Genomic DNA, 18,226 nt, shown 5'->3' on the forward strand with positions numbered 1-18,226 from the left:
CCTACCGTATTTAAGTAACTTGGAACGACTACTCTATGTCTAACGAAAGACCAAGACTGATATTTAGCATACGTAAGACCATGAGTAACGACTCGAATCTCGTAGCACTAGCATTTGGTTTGAATGAACCATCCGCTGCAACTTTTACAATACCCATATCGGATAACGTATCAATCTCAGCTTCTGCCCAGTGACCCGCAACATCATTGAACTTAGCACTTTTTACAAAAGGAGTGTTGATTACTTTTGAAAGCATAGCCACTATTTCCGCTCTGGAGATCGTCTGATTCGGTTTGAACGTTCCATCCAAGTAACCGTAAATAATGCCACTTGCTTTTAATGTAGCAATTGCATCTGCCGCCCAGTGACCTTTGGTGTCCTTAAAGCTGGAATCACCTTCAGACGTTAAGCCAAGCGCTTTTACTAGCATAGTCGCAAATTCTGCTCTAGTTATCGTAGCATTTGTATGAAATGAAGCATCCGCATACCCCTTAACGATCCCAAGCTTAGTTGCTAACTCTATTGCTTTAGCAGTTGGGGAATCTTTGGGTACATCCTTGAATGTTAATGCAGGTGCAGATTTTGCTTTTTCTACCAGAGCCTTGATTACATCGACATTTACCTTTTCCTTGTAGAATGACTTAGGTGTTGGTGTTGGTATTACAGTTGGTACAGATGTTGGAGTTGGAACTACTGTTGGTATCGCTACTATTGGTGTTGTTGAACCGTCACCGCTTCCACCATTTGATGGTGCTGCATTCACACTCACAGTATACGTTACCTTCGTTAATCCATCTTGCGCTGTAACAATGACTTTCTTACCCGACGCTAATACTGTAGCTACGGTTGTTCCGTCTGCTTCGTAGATTTCAAACGTTGCATTCGTTGCTTGCGTGATCGCTGTCTTCAGTGCGGCTAAAGTTGTTCCGTATGGAATGTTCGTAATGGCCTCATTGGATGTTCCACCAGTACTTACTGTTCCTATTGTGGATGTCAACGTCGCAATTGTACTTTTCCACTTCGCATATAGCGTCGTAGCACCAAGCACCTTGTCTGTGGTAAAATCCCACGTTTTCATTAGCGTGGATTCCTTATACCAGCCGCCAAAGCTGTAATTCGCTTTCGTTGGTGCAGTTGGTGATATGATCGCAGTATTATAGTCAGCTTTCACATCTGATACTATGCTGCCTCCATCTACTAGAAAGCTGACCGTGTAGTTATTAAGCGTCCACTTCGCATATAGCGTCGTAGCACCAAGCACCTTGTCTGTGGTAAAATCCCACGTATTCGTTAGCGTGGATTCCTTATACCAGCCGCCAAAGCTGTAATTCGCTTTCGTTGGTGCAGTTGGTGCTGTGATCGCAGTATTATAGTCAGCTTTCACATCGGATACATCGCTGCCTCCGTTTACTTCAAAACTGACGGTGTACTTATTAAGCGTCCACTTCGCATATAGCGTCGTAGCGCCAAGCACCTTGTCTGTGGTAAAGTCCCACGTAGTCGTTAGCGTGGATTCCTTATACCAGCCGCCAAAGCTGTAATTCGCTTTCGTTGGTGCAGTTGGTGCTATGATCGCAGTATTATAGTCAGCTTTCACATCTGATACTACGCTGCCTCCATCTACTACAAAGCTGACCGTATAGTTAATAGGCTTCCACTTCGCATATAACGTTTTATTGCTTGTCATCGTAAATGTTTCTGCTGCTTTATAGCTCTTACCCCTGCCATTCGCTAATGTGTTCCATCCATCGAAGGTGTAATTCGTTTTGACTAAATTTACTGTACCACTATAAACGCTAGCCGTTACTCCTGACGAGTATAAATGGCCATCAATCGGAGCATCCCCACCGGTGTTTCCGTTCCCATCATAGTTCAAATTGACTTGAAAAACTTGCAAATAAGGATATCCGTTATTATGCAATGAATCTATCGCCCATACGTCTGGAAATCTCCAATTCACATATTTGCTTTGCAATTTCATATCTTCAGTTATAAGGCCCATACCTTTTCCCGAATCATGTTGCCCAGTTGTAGTTAAGTCGTAGAAGCTACCGCTGATTATTCCTTTACCATTGGAACCAATCAAGCCGCCTACATTATAATTTCCTCTCACACTCCCTGTTGCATAGCTGTTGCTAATACCTCCTTGATAATTGTAACCAAGCAAGCCACCTACATAACCACGATTTCCACTTCCACTCACACTCCCTGTGGCATAACTGTTGCTAATATCTCCTATTGTATTGTAACCAACCATGCCACCTACAAAATCATACCTTCCACTCACACTCCCTGTAGTGTAGCTGTTGCTGATATCTCCTCCATTATTGTTTCCTGCCATGCCGCCTACAACGCTTCCCCCACTCACATCCCCTGTGAAGTAGCAGTTGCTGATATCTCCTTTATAATTGGAACCAACCAAGCCACCTGCATAATAATTTCCACCTATTACACTCCCTGTAACGTAGCTGTCGTTGATATCTCCTCCATTATTGCTTCCTACCAAGCCGCCTACCTGCTCCGCTCCAGTCACACTTCCTGTAACGTAGCTGTTGCTGATATCTCCTCCATTATTGCTTCCTACCAAGCCGCCTGAAAAATGTTGACCTTTAATAATTACATCTTTCAGTTTCATATTTTTGATAGAGCTACCCGCACCTGTTTGACCAAATAACCCCACAAAATCGGTAGACCTATTCATTGTTAGCCCCGTAATTGTGTGATCGTTGCCGTCTATGATTCCGTAAAATGGTGAAAGATCAGTACCTATCGGCTCCCAGCCCTTACCCGCGTCGGTGGTTGAGTATGCGCTCAAATCAACATCATCTACCAGCTTAAAATAAGTAACCGCGCTTACCGTGCCTAGATGATTCCTCACCGCATTGAGTTGGTCAGCCGTTTTAATCTCAAAAGCGGTAGCCTCTGTTATACCATCTCCTCCTGCAAACTCAGCTACCGCAGCAGCATGGGCTATTCCTCCACCAGGCACCATAATCCCCGACAATCCACCCATCACCATTACTATAATCAAGATCATTGCCATTGCATTATTAATCCTAATACCCATTCTTCTTCCTCCATATCTCCTTCGTTTATTACAATCAACAGTAAATAGAGGAATTCACAACTCCATTCTTGTCGACTTTCTGCTCAATTATTTCACTATACAACTATTCCCAACATAAAAAAATCCCCCATAGGGGGAGGTAGGTTGGAAAAATAGGGGGGGCTTTCAACCATGTATCATTAATTCTTTGGCAATTTGTAGCGCTTGAAATCTATTGTTTACTCCAAGCTTTCTGTACACATTTTTAAGATGAAACTTTACGGTTTCACCTGTGATGTTCAGGCGATGGGCTATTCCCTTGTTCGACAATCCATCTGCGATCAACCGTAAAACCTTCGTTTCCTGCTTTGTTAGTATTTCATTAAGAGACACTCCATCTTCCGACGGGATATGCAAAGCTTGAAGCAACTGTTTGACATAGGCCGATGAAACCAAGGAGGCATTCCTTAAACGACTCTTTTGCTGTACCTTCCAATAAGCAGATAGCAGTTCCACCATAATAGCACCTTCGTCCACAAAGCTCCGGATGTATCCTTCTGGTTCTGCCAAGTGTAAGGCAGTCTCCAACTGAAGGAGCGCTGTTTCTCTTTGACCTAAGCGCTGAAGTGTCACACTTTGTATAATGAATACCTGAATTCGATCCCGGAGGCGATCTCCCTTGCTTAATAAATGATTCAACCGTTCCAATAGATCCAACGCTTCATCCATCCGTCCGCATGCTGCAAGCACTCTGGCCAAAGTGAGATGCTCTACTATACGATTCAATGAAACCTCATCTGTATGCGCCAGACCGCATTTTTGCAACCATTCAAGAGCATCCTCTAGCGAGCCTTGCCGCAGGGATAGACAAGCTTGTTCCGCTTCGATTTTCAACATAAACCATTCATAATCGGGGGAGTCAATCTGCAACTTCAACTGTTTGAGTAGCTCTGATGCCCGGTATGGATTTCCTTTAGCTTGCTGAATCCGCGAAGCGCTAATAGCAATTTGTATCATAATCCTCGCAAAGGGCTGCATGTCCTGGCGTCCAAGAACCTGACTTGCATACAGCTCTGCCTCATCCAAACGATTCCATTCGTACAGTAATTTGCTATAAGAAGCATACAAGAAACCGATAAAAGGATATTCTCGCTTGTTTTCCCAAGTTGTAATCCATTTCAACAGGAATGCGTCCGCTGCATGAAGATCGTTGATAAGTGCCAAAAGATCATCAAACGAATCATAACCTTGATACCTGTTGCGCCCCACCGTTTGAAAGAAACTTCCCTCTGGCATATATCGTTCTACCAGCTCGAAGTAGTCCGACGTTCGCACCAAATCTTTTTGAAGATAGGAAGTGATCGCACTAAAAAAGTAGATATTACCCATGGCTTGGTTCCATTCCAATTCGGTACGTTTCACCTGCAGTGCTTGAAAACGGATTTTGGCTTGCTCCACTCTTCTGAAGGCTGTTTCTAAATCTCCGACTCCCAGCAATACGGCTATATAAAACAGTTCGATCATGGGCTTATCAGCAAAGGAGTTTTCTGGTAAAACAGATACCCATCTGAACAACGCAACACTTTTCGATTGCACTAACGTTGGAAGATTTATCTCAATCAACCGAACGGCATCCTGGGCCTGTTTTCCCTCTAAATAGTGCTCTACCGCTTCTTCATCAAATCCATGTTCCTCCAGCCAATTCGCCGCACGAATATTTACTTGCATCCATTTGTCAGGATCTGTTCTAAACAATATTTGCTGCAAAAAGTCGGAAAGCAAATGATGATATCGATACCACTCTCTCTGATCGTCCAAAGGGAAGATAAACAAATTCATTTGCTCTAGCCTTTCCAATTGCTCCTGACAGTTTTTTTGACCTGTTATGGCCTGACACAATGAACGATTCATTCGGCTTAAAGTGGACGTTTCTAATAAAAAAGCACGCATGGGCTCTGATTGATGCTGAAACACTTCTTCTAATAAATAATCGGATATATGATGCTGATGACCGCTGAATTGCTGAATGGTCTCGGCTATATTATTACTCTGCTTCAGAGAGATCGCAGCTAGCTGCAAGCCGCTGATCCACCCTTCTGTCTGATGGAACAGCTCCGTCACATGCTCTTCTGTTAATAATAAATCGGTCGTATCCCGAAAAAAGACAAGCACCTCATCCAGTTGAAACCGCAAATCCTGCATGAAGATTCGATTTAACTCACCTTTTACCAGAAGCCTGGAGGTAGGTATCGTCAAATCGGTACGACTTGCGATATACAGATGAATATGTGGAGGTAGATGCTCAAGCAGAAAGGTTAATGAATGGTGAATATCGGGAAGCTCAATGACATGATAATCGTCGAGAATGATCACCAGCTCGCTGGTTAATCGATTCAGCTCATTCAGTAATGTCGTAATCGCAGGCTCTAGAGACACCGAAGGCCCTCTCTCAAGAAGAGACCAGACCACCAAGCCAAAGCCGGGAACTCTCTCCTGAATGGAAGCTGTGACATAACTCCAAAACTGAATCCAATCATTATCCTGTTTATCTAGCGAAACCCACGCTACAAGACTACTACATTGTTTCACCCATTCACTTAACGCTGTTGTTTTTCCGTAACCGGCCTGCGCGGAAACCAGCGTCAACTTGGCTTCCATCCCTTCATTAAGCTTACGCATCAGTCTCGGCCGAAATACCAAAGAGTTACGTACATTGGGGATATGAAGCTTTGTACTTATAATCAATGAAAACCCCTCCGTATACACATATTGAGTTGAATTTTGGAAAGTCAAGCATTGCCCTTGAAGCCGAACCATATAGTAGAAAAAACAGTCATAACAGAGGATACTCTGCGATAACTGCTTTCTCAGTTAGAAGAATATACCGGAATCATATTTAAGTCTTATCTAGTAATCATAGTATATCAGGTAAGACAGCATTAAAATATAGAAGGACCTCGCGGGGACTACACCACTGACCTATTCACTGACAGCGATGGACCCTGCCTGCAGAATTTAGTTAATTTTGTAATCCTTACGGACATACGCGTTCCGCTATATCGCTTAAATGATGCGTTAAAGGGGTGTTTAAACACATATAACGTACTTGTATGTCCTTAAGCGGCTAGTTTTTGGCTTATATGCTGATTTAGCGGGTTGTGGTGCAAAGCTCTAATTCATGATAACGTAATCGATAATGAAGTCATGGGATGGAGCAACTTACTTTGGAAACCAAATTGGATTTATTTAAATGGAAGCAATATGAATCAGCAATCATTTTACTAACCGTGAGATGGTATTTAAAATATAGTTTAAGCTATCGAGACATCGTAGAAATGATGAGCGAGCGGGGTTTAAAGATATCCCATACAACGATCATGAGATGGGTCCATGAGCTTGGACCCGAAATAGATAAACGAATCCGCAGCTATTTGAAACCCTCAAACGATTCGTGGCGTACGGACGAAACCTACATCAAAGTCAAAGGTCAATGGAAGTATTTATATCGGGCAGTTGATTCTATGGGGAAAACGATTGATTTCATGTTATCTGAAAATCGTGATATGACGGCAGCCAAGCGTTTCTTTACAAAGGCTTTGTCCTCGCCACATAATCAAATACCTCGTGTGATCACTTTGGATAAAAACCCGGCATATCCACCAGCCATACAAGAATTAATAAATGAAAAAGCCTTACCAAAAGAAACCTTGATTAGACAGACAAAGTATCTAAACAACATTGTGGAGCAAGATCACCGGTTCATAAAGAAAATCACAAAACCAAGGTTGTGGTGCAAAGCTCTAATTCATGATAACGTAATTGATAATGAAGTCATGGGATGGAATTGGATATATTTAAATGGAAGCAATATGAATCAGCAATCATTTTACTAACAGTAAGATGGTATTTGAAATATAGTTTAAGCTATCGAGATATAGTTGAAATGATGAGTGATCGAGGATTAAGGATTTCCCATACGACGATCATGAGATGGGTGCATGAATTTGGACCCGAAATCGACAAACGAATCCGCCCCTATTTGAAACCTACCAACGACTCGTGGAGGACTGACGAAACCTACATCAAAGTTAAAGGTCAGTGGAAGTATTTATACAGAGCCGTTGATTCTATGGGGAAAACCATTGATTTCATGTTATCTGAAAATCGGGATATGCAGGCAGCTAAGCGATTCTTTACAAAGGCTTTGTCCTCTCCACATACTCAAATCCCACGTGTAATCACCTTGGATAACAATCCAGCATATCCACCAGCAATACAAGAATTAATAAATGAGAAATCCCTACCAAAAGAAACCTTGATTAGACAGACAAAGTATCTAAACAACATTGTGGAGCAAGATCATCGGTTCATAAAGAAAATCACAAAACCAATGCTTGGTTTCAAATCGTTTCTTACAGCGGATCAGACGTTAAAGGGAATTGAGGCTTTACATATTATAAGGAAAGGACAGGCCGATGATAATTCGACTGTCCTCACTGCTGTTGAATGGCTAAATAAGATATTTGGTTTAGTGGCATAGACAAAGTAAAGTTTGTAGGGTAACTGCGAGCTTTTTAAATCCTTGCACCAGAACCTTCTCTCTTGATGTCTATTCAGCTATATGTTCTGCGTTACCAAAACTTATTCGTACATATTCGCCGATTTTCATTTCTATTGTCATCACTTAAATCACCCACCAAGTTTGATTTTTTATCAGTATACAATAAAAAATGCAACCTGCTTTATCAATTTAAAGTGTTAAACACTCATCTTTAACTTATCGCGATAAAATACTTGCTGCAACCGTAAAAAAACAGATATTTATTGTTCAAACCCAACTCTCAAAAAGCAACGCATTGGTTTCGAAAACATTCAGTTGAATATGCTTGAAATTTATAGTGATAGCTGTAGCCTTTCAAATCAACGGTTATGTCGTTCTCACCTTCTACTGCCACAAACTCAATCCACGTTTTTTTAATACCTTTTTCAGTTGATGTTGCCTGTACTTCTTTTGAATTCAACTTAAAGCTGGCTCCGCTATCCTTTGGCAGTTCAAATTCAATTTCTACTGTTTGACCTAACAATATACCTACGGATTCACCCTCATTGATTTTCAACATCTCCTCATTACCATCTAAAGAATACACTGTACCTTCTAATTTATATATTTTAGCAGTCGGAGCACTTGTCTTTTCGGCGACACTCTTAGTAGTCACACTTTGCTTGTTTGTTTGAGTGGTGGAGTCAGATGAATCGTACCCACTTTTTCCACCATTTCCAAATCCAACTTGTTTAGAGCCATCTTTTACCTGAGGGGCATCGGAAACAGACTTATTCGATGAATTACCACCTGAAACACCTCCCTGTCCGAATGTATTATTGCTTCTTGTCACCACCGTTTGATGACTATTTGAGTTATCATCAATAAAGGCTTTCCAAAGTTGAACTGGAATCCACCCAAAAAAGACACTGAACAAAACTAAGCCAATTATTAAATCACCACTCTTTTCCCAAAAAGTAGGCTTTGGTTTTTCAGGTAATTCTTCGTTAATAAAATGTCGTATTCCTTTGTAATCAGCATGTGTATAGTCAAAGTATAATTGTTGTTCAGCTTCGCGTTTTATCTTTAACGGATAGTTGGTCGCACCAATTTTATGCATTAAATTCGAATATTCTTCAGTCATTGGAGCACTAGCTCGCAATTTGTCTGGTATTTGTTCAGAGCTCTCAAGATTAAGGAAATGGCGAATAGCATTAGTCTGTGCCATACGAAAAAAGATATTTTCTTTATCTATGCGAGATGTAGTACGTTTTACTATTCCGAATTCAGCAATTAGCTTTTCATTTTCTTTAATTGTCCTTTTTAATGCTGCTTGCATATCTGTTTTAGCAAGTTCTTTTATTTCTGTATTCAATAAACTACGCCCCTGTCGGTTTTCTGTATTTCTCATTAAAGCAAATATCTGCTAGTCATTCGTGAAGTTTATTGAACTATCCTGCTAGGTGTGCAGCAATAATCATGAATCCACTCAGACACCTACGTTTTCCGAGACCTTCCCTTAATAATTATGGCTAAATACAAGTTCCAAGCCCATGACCCGCGAGGGGGCCTGTTCTAAAAGATTTCTCTTTTTTACAAGGCTCTGTTATTGTATATTGTTGATTTCATCCAAAAGAAAAACCGCCATTAGCGGCGGTTATTTGAACTATCGTTTTCCGTTAGATGAGCGATCCAAAAGATATCTGTTAGTTGAATCAAAATGCCCCCTATTTAGGGGATAAGCATTTATGGAACGCTCTAATAATTTCGATTATGTTTCAACAAATATCTTAATAAAGTTGCCGTTAGAATAAGTGATGTAATTGCAATAATAAATAAACTAATTACTTCAATTAAACTTTGAATTTGTAATCGCACATTTAAGTGATCCAATATTAAAAAGCGTATAGTTATTAAAGTAAGGTAATAAATAGATCCAAACAATAAAATGGATACTATCATTTTTATGAACTTATACATGAGAAACACCCTCTTTCAAAAAATGATAGGTGCGGGGGGAAATTCCCCTGCAATTACTTACTTAATTCCATTTTTTACATATATAGACGTAACAAGTTCTATTTAGTTACTAAATTGGTTCAAAGTATGAAATTCATTACACAAAACTAACATCGATTTGTTCTACTCTACTGCCCAATAGCTTAATGACAAATGGAGCAGCTGCCGCAGCGATCTGCTCCCAGGTTCTTTGAACAAACGTTTCCTGTTAGTTGAATGATTTCCTCTTACGAATTGCTTCTTTCGCTTCTTCACGATCATCGAAGTGTATGGTATGGTCTTTGAGAATTTGGTAAGTTTCATGTCCTTTCCCCGCGATAATGACAATGTCTCCCGGACCTGCCATCTCAACAGCACGATTGATCGCTTGCTTTCGATCAATAATCAGTTCACACGAGCCAACGGAAAATTGATAATCACGTACACCACGCTCAATGTCCTTAAGTATGCTGTATGGGTCTTCAGAACGTGGGTTATCCGATGTAATGATTACAAAATCACTATACTTGGCAGCCAACTTCCCCATAATTGGACGCTTTGTTCGATCTCGGTCTCCGCCACAACCAAAAACAGTAATGATATTCTTTTCAGCAAACTCACGTAAAGTGGACAGTGCATTGTCTAGTCCATCCGGTGTATGACAAGATCAGAACGATCCACCTTAAATGTTTGGAAATTGATATCCTTAAGATGTGTTCCTTCCAATCGGATGTCAATAGCCCATCCAGGGTTATCAAGAGTTGTAATTTTAATTCCGTAACAATGCTCCCAATCTCCGTCACAATTATCTGTATACCAGTTTTCCAACCATTTTAATACATTCATCCATAAACCTCCCTTAAAGTATCTCCTATGGCTCTGTGCTCTTACCCGACCCGGAGTTATTGAGTCATTTACTTATGGATTACCATTACATAATTATTACTTCTATTCGGTGAATTACTCAGGAAACTTGCTCGTTTGCTTAATGACACGTCGTTAAACTAGGACTGATTTTCCTAATATACAACTTTATTCAATCTAAAACTTTATTTTCTCACGACAAATGAAGATGACCAACATCAGCAGGCAAACTGGTGTGGTCATCTTCATTTGTTATCGTACTATTGAGCAATTTTCTTATCAATGCTTTCAAAGCCTTTAGTATCATTCCACATACGCTCAAATTGCTCAGAAAAGGATTTTGCAGCATCTTCGGTATGTATCACCATCAATACTTCATCATTTGTAGTACTTGCTGCTTTACTGTAGTTATAGGAGCCTGTAGTGACCACTTTTTTATCCGCAATTGTTACTTTTAAGTGCATAAGGCCGCTATGCTTGTTGATCTTCATTGGAATCCCCGCACTTCCTAACAGCTTAAGTGCTTCTTCCTGTGCTTTTCCACTGGATTGAATTTTATCAGAAATTATCCTAACTGCAACACCACGCTTCTTTGCTTCTTTGATAGCTGCTACAATATCCGGATGCGTCAAGCTATAGATGGCGATATCTAGCGTCTGGGTTGATGAGTTAATAACATCAATTAATGCTTTCTCCGGGTGTTGATTGGCTTGCGTGAAATAATATTCGTCATTCACCTGCTGTTGCTTCACTGCTACCACTTCAGTTGGTTTTGGAGAGGTTAAGGACTTCGCCGTTTGACTGAAATCTGGCTTTACCGATTCTAGGGTAGTCTTAGATGGAGCGCCGCAGCCTGTTAGTGCTAAAACGCTCGCTAATGTAATGAGTCCAATTAATTTGTGCATAATACATCTCCTTGAATTTATATCGTTTATAGCAACAGTATTACACGAACATGCATTTGCATGCAAACAAATCCCTCAATCCCTCCGCCTACCGAGTTTCAAAAATTACAAATTCGACAGCCTTCTTAAAATAAGTTTTAGACCAACAATAATAAATAAAACAGCGGCAGCCTTGGACGAGAAAATATAATCCTAGACTACCACTGTTTTCATGAGCTATCGTTCTTCGTTAGCGTAATTCTGCCTTCACGCATTTCGCGAATGCGGCGAAAGCTTTGCTGCGGAATTGCTCTCTGCGGCGAACCAGCCGCGTAGTCGCGTACTGGTACCGTTTCGGGACCGGATAAACGCACAGCCGATTATCAGCCCTGGAAATGACCGATTCAGGTACGAGCGCAAAGCCGAGTCCTGCCTGTACGCAGTTCAGCATCATTTCCATAGTGCTGATTTCGATCAAGTTCGCGTTCAGTGTACCCTCGCTGCGAAGCCATTCCTCGCTTGCTGTCCTAAACGGGCATCCCTTCGGAAATACGACCCAAGCAGCATTCGCGATACTTGGGATCTCTGATGAATCTTGTCCTTCAGCTGCCGTTAGCAGAACGACTTTATCCCGAATCTCAACTTCTATTTCAAGTAGGGACATATCGAAGTCACCCGTGAAAAAAGCTCCGTCCAACTGACGGTTCAACACTTTCTCGTAATTTTGCGGCGATGTTCCGTTGATTAGCGATAACGCGACTTCTGGGTAATGACGTTGAAATTCAGACAGCGCCTTGATAAACGGGTCCGAGGAAGCAAAAGTCTCCACGATGCCAATGGCAAGCGGTCCTGACGGATAATCCGGCTCCCTCACCGCCATGACGGCTTCCTCGGCCATTCGAATAATGTCCAATGCATACTTGCTGAATGCGAGCCCCTTCTCAGTTGGCGTTACACCCTTAGGATGTCTGTTGAACAATTGAATGCCTAGCTCCGATTCCAGCTTGCGGACACGTGCTGTGACATTCGACTGCACGTAATCCAGCCTCTGTGCGGCGCGCGATATGCTGCCTTCCTCCATGATCGCCATCACTACTTTCAAATCCGTTAATTCCATGAGAACCCCTTTGCTTGGAGCATCATTTTTTTTGATATATATATCAATAACAATCATTTTACAGTATGAATACACCGGATTACAATTATGTCATGAAAACAATACTTCCGGCAGCCAATAAAATTACTGCCCTTTGTACATTTGAGGAGGATATCGATATGAGTACGTATACCAAGCTTTTGTCCGCATTTCAGTTAGGTTCCCTGCCACTGCCCAATCGGGCGGCGCTTTCACCGATGACACGTACGAGCGCAGAATCAAATGGCCTGGCAAACGACCGGATGGCGCGGTATTATGCAAGGTTCGCGAAAGGCGGGTTCGGTCTTATCATTACAGAAGGCATTTATCCGGACTTGTTGAACAGCCAAAGCTATAAGAACCAGCCTGGCATTGCCAATGAAGAGCAGGCCGAGTCTTGGAGGCCTGTCATACAGGCAGTACATCGCGAAGGCGGACGAATAATCGCGCAGCTGATGCATGCGGGTGCCCTCGTTCAGCACGATGGATTTACACCGGTAGCGCCTTCAGCTGTTAAGCCGGTCGGCACGATGTTAGAAGATCACGGAGGCAGCGGGGAATTTACCGTCCCGAAAGCGATGACGATATCGGAGATCCGGAAGGCGATCGATAATTTCGCCCAAGCCGCCCTTCGCGCCAAGCTGGTCGGATTCGATGGGGTTGAAGTACATGCCGCCAACGGCTATTTGCTCGATCAATTCATTACCAATTACACGAACCTCAGAACCGATGATTACGGCGGTTCTACGGAGAGACGCATCCGAATCGTCGTGGAAGTATTGGGAGCAATCCGCGACGTTGTAGGCCCGGAATATACAGTAGGCGTGCGCATCTCGCAAGGCAAAGTGAACGATATCCACCATAAGTGGGCAAACGGAATCGAAGATGCCAAAATCATTTTCCAGAAACTGAGCAATGCTTACCCGACCTACATTCATACAACCGAATACAAAGCGTTTGCGCCCGCATTCGCAGACGGCGGCCCCACACTGGCAGAACTCGCCGCAAAGTACGGCGGCTTGCCAGTCATCGCGAACGGCAAACTAGGCGAGCCTGAAAAGGCGGAACAGCTCTTGACAGCGAATAATGCTAACCTTGTCGCGATCGGCACAAGTGCATTAGTGAATTCAGATTGGGTGAATAAATTGAAGGAAGGAACCGCGCTGAACCATTTCGACCATCGTTTCCTGCACCCCATCGCGACGCTGCGGGATGATGAAGTAGTCGAATAAAAACGGCTCTGGCAAACCGTCATTACTATAGTGAGAAAAGGAGCCTGCCGAATAGCAAGCTCCTTCAATACAGGTTCCCAAAAATTAATAATAATTGTGATACCAATTCCATCCATTTATTGTTGATATATTCAACTATGCTGCCCGTTACTTCAATGAACCAAAAAAGGAGCTTGCCGCGAAGCAAGTCCCTCAACTATAGTTACCCATTAGTCCGATCGTTCAATCCATGGTCTTCATCAATTATCCATGAAAACTCTTTGACAATAGCGTTTGTGATGTCCGTTATTGCTAATTCTACGGTGTCATCAAGTTTCATTGGTACATCAATTTCAATTAAATTAATTTCTTCTACACCCTCAAGTGTGTATATGGAATAATTCCCATTTGAATTAGCAGAAATTCCTGTTATCCTGATAAACTCCCCACTGACTTTTTTGATAAATACGAGATGGCTCACTGTTGCGAATCCGAACATGGAAGTTAAGTATTGTTCCAAAACTTTCGACTTAATTTTCTTCGAGTAATCTTCAGAATGGATGCTTATATAAGCGTACATAAAGCCCCCCCATTTAGTAACCTGATTTTTTGGTGCATTTTATTATTCAAGAAAAATCTCCTGAAAGTCAGGGTGTATAAGACTTAATTTTGTTTGCTTTCGCTATTGTTCCCAGTTAGCGGAATACCTTGCTTATCTTTTAGTCCCAAAAATTAAAAATGACATCTCCAACGGTTTTAGGTTTCCAATGAAAAATCTGGCTTAATTCCGCCTCGTTTAGGCTATTTTCGGTAAATAAGGAATTAGTTCTTTCATCAAGTTCTAATTGTTGATTTGTTTCGATAGCAGACAGTACCCTAAATCCGTCATTAATAACACAAACCATATTAGAAAGTGTATGATCAATAAACTCAATCTCGAAGTATTGCACTGAAGAAGCGAACGCTACGAAGGGGTATGAACTGTTTAACAAAATGAAAATGCTTTCGTTATGTAAACCAAGCTCTGTTTTATAGAAATTTTGCGATGCATGTGGTTCTTCAAAGGACAGAATCTTCCCGTTAGAATAGTTTGCCAACCAGTAACAGAGTCTTTTGAATTGTAAAGAATCGACCTCTGGCAAAGCATCGACATGAAATCCAGTGATGCCATTCAGAAGTAACATAGCGGTCACCTACCTCTTTATTCGTCATCCTACACGCTACAGCACTAACAATTTAATTTTAACACATATTGGAAATATTCTGCCCTATAGCTTAATGACAAAAGGAGCAGCAGCCGCGGAAACTGCTCCTCCTGATCGCTCAACTAACGTTCCTCCGTTAGCGGAATATTCCATTCTATATCCAACTTTCGAAATGCTCAGTTACAAAACGAATCTCACTCTCATAATGCGCCAAGTGACCCTCATCAACCATTTTTTGAAAGGCAGGATTCCCATCGGCTGCACCATTTCTCAACGTATCACACAGTACCATCAAACGTTGAATAATCCACTCCCGCAGATTATTAGGGATGGGAATTCCATAAGATTCAAAAAATAAATGAATTCGCCGACGGCGCTCTGCCGCGTGTATTTCATATTGGTATGCTACCGTTGTTCCAGAAGAATCTTCAGGTGCGAAACTCGCAAGCGGAACCGATGTGTAAAGGAAGTAAGCAATGTCCCACATACGCGGACCTGGTCCTGCCATGTCAAAATCAATCAGCGCCACAGGAGCCCCCTTTTGAAAGACAACATTATACAACGCTGCGTCATTATGACAGACCACTTCGTGTTCGGCATCGTCGGCATAGATAAGCTGCCATCTGTCCTCCGTATTGGGAGTGAACGCTTTAGTCGCATCATGGAAACGATGCAAAAGCCGTGCCAAATCCACAAGCGTTTCGTCCGACCACATGTAAGGTTCAAGTTTTGGATAATTGTTACCTGGAACTTCTCCAGAAATAAATGTCAATATTTCACGACCAGAGTCATCGATTCCGAGAAATCTTGGTGCTCCCTCAAAGCCTTGTTGTTCCAAATGTTTGAGTAGTTCATGAACACTCGCACTCCAATAACCTATAGGGCGGCGAACTGTGTTTGCTATACGAACTATGTGATTTACATTACCGCCTTTTAACACTTCTTCCTGAGTCACTTGGTTATATTCCTCTCTTTTCTGTACGTTATCTATTACAGATTTTTGCATGTTAGTTATAGGTGCTACTCAGCTAATATTAACAAAAAGTTACAAGTAATTGCTTATATAGAACAATTATAACTAAACTGCCCGTTAGCGGAGTGAAGGGCTGCTACACGGTAGCCCTTCAGATGTTTAACTATCTTTCTCGTTAGCTTAAACTATACGGGCGTTGTTCCAGGCTTCAAAATATTCATCGATGGTTTGATAGCGATTTTCTTTCTCAATATTGATAGCTTTTAATGCAATATAATAAAGTTTTTCACCTGCTTCCCATTTTTCCATAGAACGATCACTCCCTCCTCCGAATAGCTGAAATGCAGTAGCCCCCATAAGAAAAACATTTGACCTTTCATCAATTTCTGTGCCTAATTGAAATTCTTCAGGCGACATATACCGACTTGATCCCGGCATTCGTCCAACATTGTTCATTACCGGTTTTTTGCTGTAAAATTCTATATCGCAGATCATGGTTTGTTTTGAAGTAATATTATACATGATACATCCATCATAAAAATCAATCGCGATATATCCTCGTTGATTAGCATGTTGATGAAACAAAAGGATATCTTTATAAATATTGAATTTAGCCTCTAGTGGAAAATCTATAAATTTATCAAATGCACCATACTGTTTTCCCATACATTCGCCTTCAAACCACTCAAAAACAGTAAGATATCCTTCTTTGATTTCCATATTTTCAATTATTTCAATGAGCTTGGGATGACGTAAATCTTGGTAAATGGATACGGTTGATTTAAGTCGGTTTATTGCTACATCTGAACTGACATTACTTCCTACAGTTGGGGCTCCTGCTACCTTCAAAAACAATTTTTTATTTCCGTTTTGAACACCGAAGCATATGTAACCAGAATCCTGCTTGTCGAATACTGTAAAGATCTGCCCATACTCTGACAGAAAATCAAAACTAAAATCTTCTTTCAACTCAAAAGATACTCCATCGATTATTTTCGTTACCATAATTCCCTCCGAAATACGAACAATATGTTAAGCGTGGAATATTGTACCATTAAATAGTGAGTTTTGTTGCGTTAATCTGAGGGAGCGGAGAAAGCTACCGATCCATTGCTGTCGGTAGCTTTCTGCTGATGTTCATTAAGCTATAGTTTCTGCGTTAGTTCAATGGTCAACTACTTACTCTTACAATTAGTTTCCTACTAAAGTTGTTCCGTACCAATAAAACTATTTAATTTTGCTTTAATCTAATCTATGATAACGGAGTTAGCTGTACTTTCTTTACTATTATGGGTTCGTTAATAATTACATCATTAATTTTCCTTTGTTTGAATTCATCTAACAATTTCATGAAAATTCTAGCTATCAATACACTATCGCCTAATGCGTCATGCCTCTTGATATCTGAATCATCAACTTTATAAAAGTTAATTAGGAAATTTGTAGATATCCTTTCCTGTACTTCAGGATGTAAGTATGAAAACAAAACTTTCGTATCTAAAATTGTGTTCGTAATCATAGGCAAATTGTTTCGTTCACACTCTGTTCTTAATAATAGCCAATCAAATTCATAGCCAGCTTGAGTTATGAGGACATTCTGTTTAATAAACTCATTAAATTTCTTATACACTTCTGGAAAACTAGGTGCTCTTTCGATATCAGAATTCTTTATTCCAGTAAGTTTTTCAATTAGCTCTGGATTACTTTTTGGCGACTTGACAAAACAACTAAATCCTTTGTCAACGAGTATTTGGTTATTTTCAATTATTACTGCACCGATCTGTGTAATGTGTTCTTCTTCTTGATTCGCACCTGTAGCTTCAAAGTCAAAGGCACAATATCCTTTATTCAGTAAATCACTTAAGTATATACCTTTGATAGAGTATTCCGTCTCTGATATATGTGAAATTTCCATAGACCCACCTCCAAAATTTAGCAATAAAAAAATATTCGAGTTGGAGATGTATTTCCCCTCTTATGTAAATCAAATATTCCATTATTCTGCCCGTTAACAATAGGCTGCACGCGGCAGCCTGTTTAGGTTTGTTCAACTATCGTTCCCAGTTAGTGTAGTCCTTTATCCTGCGGTAGCCGATTCGAAATTTATTGAGCTATCGTTCTTACGTTAGTGTACTAACTTAGGCTGAACTATTTATCATTTAAAACCCGCACGTTGTAGTATCTCTCTGACAAAGTCGCCTTTGGCATTCGTGTAAGCCAAACGGTCGTTCTGGTATCGTTGTACAAGTTCCACCTTTAAGTCACCATATTGTTTAGCATCCTCTGGATGGCTTCTTAAATAGTCTCGAAATAGGATATGACGCTTATACTCTACGTTATCCAGGGTGCAGACATATAGATGATGCCAAG

General features: G+C 41.0%; 14 protein-coding genes and 2 pseudogenes. 3 read left to right on the forward strand and 13 right to left on the reverse strand.

Going from position 1 to position 18,226, the window contains the following annotated elements; translation table 11 throughout:
• Positions 1–28: 28 nt before the first annotated feature.
• Together IEY34_RS10985 and IEY34_RS10990 are read right to left on the reverse strand one after the other, a co-directional pair.
• On the reverse strand, positions 29–3,067 hold the full coding sequence (locus IEY34_RS10985; RefSeq protein WP_189011290.1) for an InlB B-repeat-containing protein: 3,039 nt from the start codon (positions 3,065–3,067) through the stop codon (positions 29–31).
• A gap of 165 nt (positions 3,068–3,232) precedes the next feature.
• Complete coding sequence (locus tag IEY34_RS10990; RefSeq protein ID WP_189011292.1) at positions 3,233–5,791, reverse strand: winged helix-turn-helix domain-containing protein; 2,559 nt, start codon at positions 5,789–5,791, stop codon at positions 3,233–3,235.
• 464 nt (positions 5,792–6,255) lie between these two features.
• On the opposite strand from IEY34_RS10990, the pseudogene IEY34_RS10995 reads away from it, so the two are divergent.
• A pseudogene (locus IEY34_RS10995) lies at positions 6,256–6,846 on the forward strand (IS6 family transposase); the annotation flags it as partial.
• A gap of 38 nt (positions 6,847–6,884) precedes the next feature.
• A complete protein-coding gene (locus IEY34_RS11000; RefSeq protein ID WP_189011294.1) occupies positions 6,885–7,586 on the forward strand; it encodes an IS6 family transposase in 702 nt (233 codons plus the stop codon).
• A gap of 301 nt (positions 7,587–7,887) precedes the next feature.
• Here IEY34_RS11000 and IEY34_RS11005 read toward each other — a convergent pair whose 3' ends face one another.
• The 5 genes and pseudogenes from IEY34_RS11005 to IEY34_RS11025 all read right to left on the reverse strand — a co-directional run bounded on the left by IEY34_RS11005 (position 7,888) and on the right by IEY34_RS11025 (position 12,449).
• The gene (locus IEY34_RS11005; RefSeq protein WP_189011296.1) at positions 7,888–8,961 is read right to left on the reverse strand and encodes a hypothetical protein; all 1,074 of its coding nucleotides are present in this window, start codon (positions 8,959–8,961) and stop codon (positions 7,888–7,890) included.
• Between the two features lie 852 nt (positions 8,962–9,813).
• A pseudogene (locus tag IEY34_RS11010) lies at positions 9,814–10,245 on the reverse strand (glutamate ligase domain-containing protein); the annotation flags it as partial.
• Positions 10,227–10,430 carry an Imm53 family immunity protein gene (locus IEY34_RS37800; protein WP_189011298.1) on the reverse strand — a complete coding sequence of 68 codons (204 nt, stop codon included), beginning with the start codon at positions 10,428–10,430 and terminating at the stop codon, positions 10,227–10,229. The pseudogene IEY34_RS11010 and the gene IEY34_RS37800, both read right to left, overlap by 19 nt.
• A 278-nt stretch (positions 10,431–10,708) precedes the next feature.
• Positions 10,709–11,353, reverse strand: a complete 645-nt coding sequence (locus IEY34_RS11020) for a phospholipase D-like domain-containing protein (RefSeq protein WP_189011300.1) — start codon at positions 11,351–11,353, stop codon at positions 10,709–10,711.
• A gap of 229 nt (positions 11,354–11,582) precedes the next feature.
• On the reverse strand, positions 11,583–12,449 hold the full coding sequence (locus IEY34_RS11025; protein ID WP_189011302.1) for a LysR family transcriptional regulator: 867 nt from the start codon (positions 12,447–12,449) through the stop codon (positions 11,583–11,585).
• 158 nt (positions 12,450–12,607) lie between these two features.
• On the opposite strand from IEY34_RS11025, the gene IEY34_RS11030 reads away from it, so the two are divergent.
• Positions 12,608–13,699 (forward strand): oxidoreductase, encoded by a 1,092-nt coding sequence (locus tag IEY34_RS11030; protein ID WP_189011304.1) that lies wholly within the window; start codon positions 12,608–12,610, stop codon positions 13,697–13,699.
• Between the two features lie 202 nt (positions 13,700–13,901).
• On the opposite strand, the gene IEY34_RS11035 is transcribed toward IEY34_RS11030, so the two are convergent.
• The 6 genes from IEY34_RS11035 to IEY34_RS11060 form a co-directional block, all read right to left on the reverse strand.
• Positions 13,902–14,258 carry a hypothetical protein gene (locus IEY34_RS11035; protein WP_189011306.1) on the reverse strand — a complete coding sequence of 119 codons (357 nt, stop codon included), beginning with the start codon at positions 14,256–14,258 and terminating at the stop codon, positions 13,902–13,904.
• Between the two features lie 139 nt (positions 14,259–14,397).
• Positions 14,398–14,862: a hypothetical protein gene (locus IEY34_RS11040; RefSeq protein WP_189011308.1), complete on the reverse strand. Its 465-nt coding sequence runs from the start codon at positions 14,860–14,862 to the stop codon at positions 14,398–14,400.
• Between the two features lie 175 nt (positions 14,863–15,037).
• On the reverse strand, positions 15,038–15,889 hold the full coding sequence (locus IEY34_RS11045; protein WP_189011310.1) for a phosphotransferase: 852 nt from the start codon (positions 15,887–15,889) through the stop codon (positions 15,038–15,040).
• A 147-nt stretch (positions 15,890–16,036) separates the two neighbouring features.
• Entirely contained in the window at positions 16,037–16,861 is an 825-nt protein-coding gene (locus tag IEY34_RS11050; RefSeq protein WP_189011312.1) for a protein kinase family protein, read from the reverse strand.
• A 247-nt stretch (positions 16,862–17,108) separates the two neighbouring features.
• The gene (locus tag IEY34_RS11055) at positions 17,109–17,771 is read right to left on the reverse strand and encodes a 3'-5' exonuclease (RefSeq protein WP_189011314.1); all 663 of its coding nucleotides are present in this window, start codon (positions 17,769–17,771) and stop codon (positions 17,109–17,111) included.
• Between the two features lie 240 nt (positions 17,772–18,011).
• The coding region (locus tag IEY34_RS11060) for a GrpB family protein (RefSeq protein WP_189011316.1) at positions 18,012–18,226 on the reverse strand (215 nt) is incomplete at its 5' end.

Origin of the sequence: Paenibacillus marchantiophytorum, from assembly GCF_014640555.1 — a bacterium.
In the GTDB taxonomy this organism is placed as follows: domain Bacteria; phylum Bacillota; class Bacilli; order Paenibacillales; family NBRC-103111; genus Paenibacillus_E; species Paenibacillus_E marchantiophytorum.

Excerpts from the sequence above, each read along its gene's own strand:
- IEY34_RS11055 (WP_189011314.1), bottom strand. The coding sequence starts at position 17,771 with ATGGAAATTTCACATATATCAGAGACGGAATACTCTATCAAAGGTATA.
- IEY34_RS11000 (WP_189011294.1), top strand. The coding sequence starts at position 6,885 with ATGGAATTGGATATATTTAAATGGAAGCAATATGAATCAGCAATCATT.
- IEY34_RS11040 (WP_189011308.1), bottom strand. The coding sequence starts at position 14,862 with ATGTTACTTCTGAATGGCATCACTGGATTTCATGTCGATGCTTTGCCA.
- IEY34_RS11050 (WP_189011312.1), bottom strand. The coding sequence starts at position 16,861 with ATGGTAACGAAAATAATCGATGGAGTATCTTTTGAGTTGAAAGAAGAT.
- IEY34_RS11025 (WP_189011302.1), bottom strand. The coding sequence starts at position 12,449 with ATGGAATTAACGGATTTGAAAGTAGTGATGGCGATCATGGAGGAAGGC.
- IEY34_RS37800 (WP_189011298.1), bottom strand. The coding sequence starts at position 10,430 with ATGAATGTATTAAAATGGTTGGAAAACTGGTATACAGATAATTGTGAC.
- IEY34_RS10985 (WP_189011290.1), bottom strand. The coding sequence starts at position 3,067 with ATGGGTATTAGGATTAATAATGCAATGGCAATGATCTTGATTATAGTA.
- IEY34_RS11035 (WP_189011306.1), bottom strand. The coding sequence starts at position 14,258 with ATGTACGCTTATATAAGCATCCATTCTGAAGATTACTCGAAGAAAATT.
- IEY34_RS11030 (WP_189011304.1), top strand. The coding sequence starts at position 12,608 with ATGAGTACGTATACCAAGCTTTTGTCCGCATTTCAGTTAGGTTCCCTG.
- IEY34_RS11020 (WP_189011300.1), bottom strand. The coding sequence starts at position 11,353 with ATGCACAAATTAATTGGACTCATTACATTAGCGAGCGTTTTAGCACTA.
- IEY34_RS11045 (WP_189011310.1), bottom strand. The coding sequence starts at position 15,889 with ATGCAAAAATCTGTAATAGATAACGTACAGAAAAGAGAGGAATATAAC.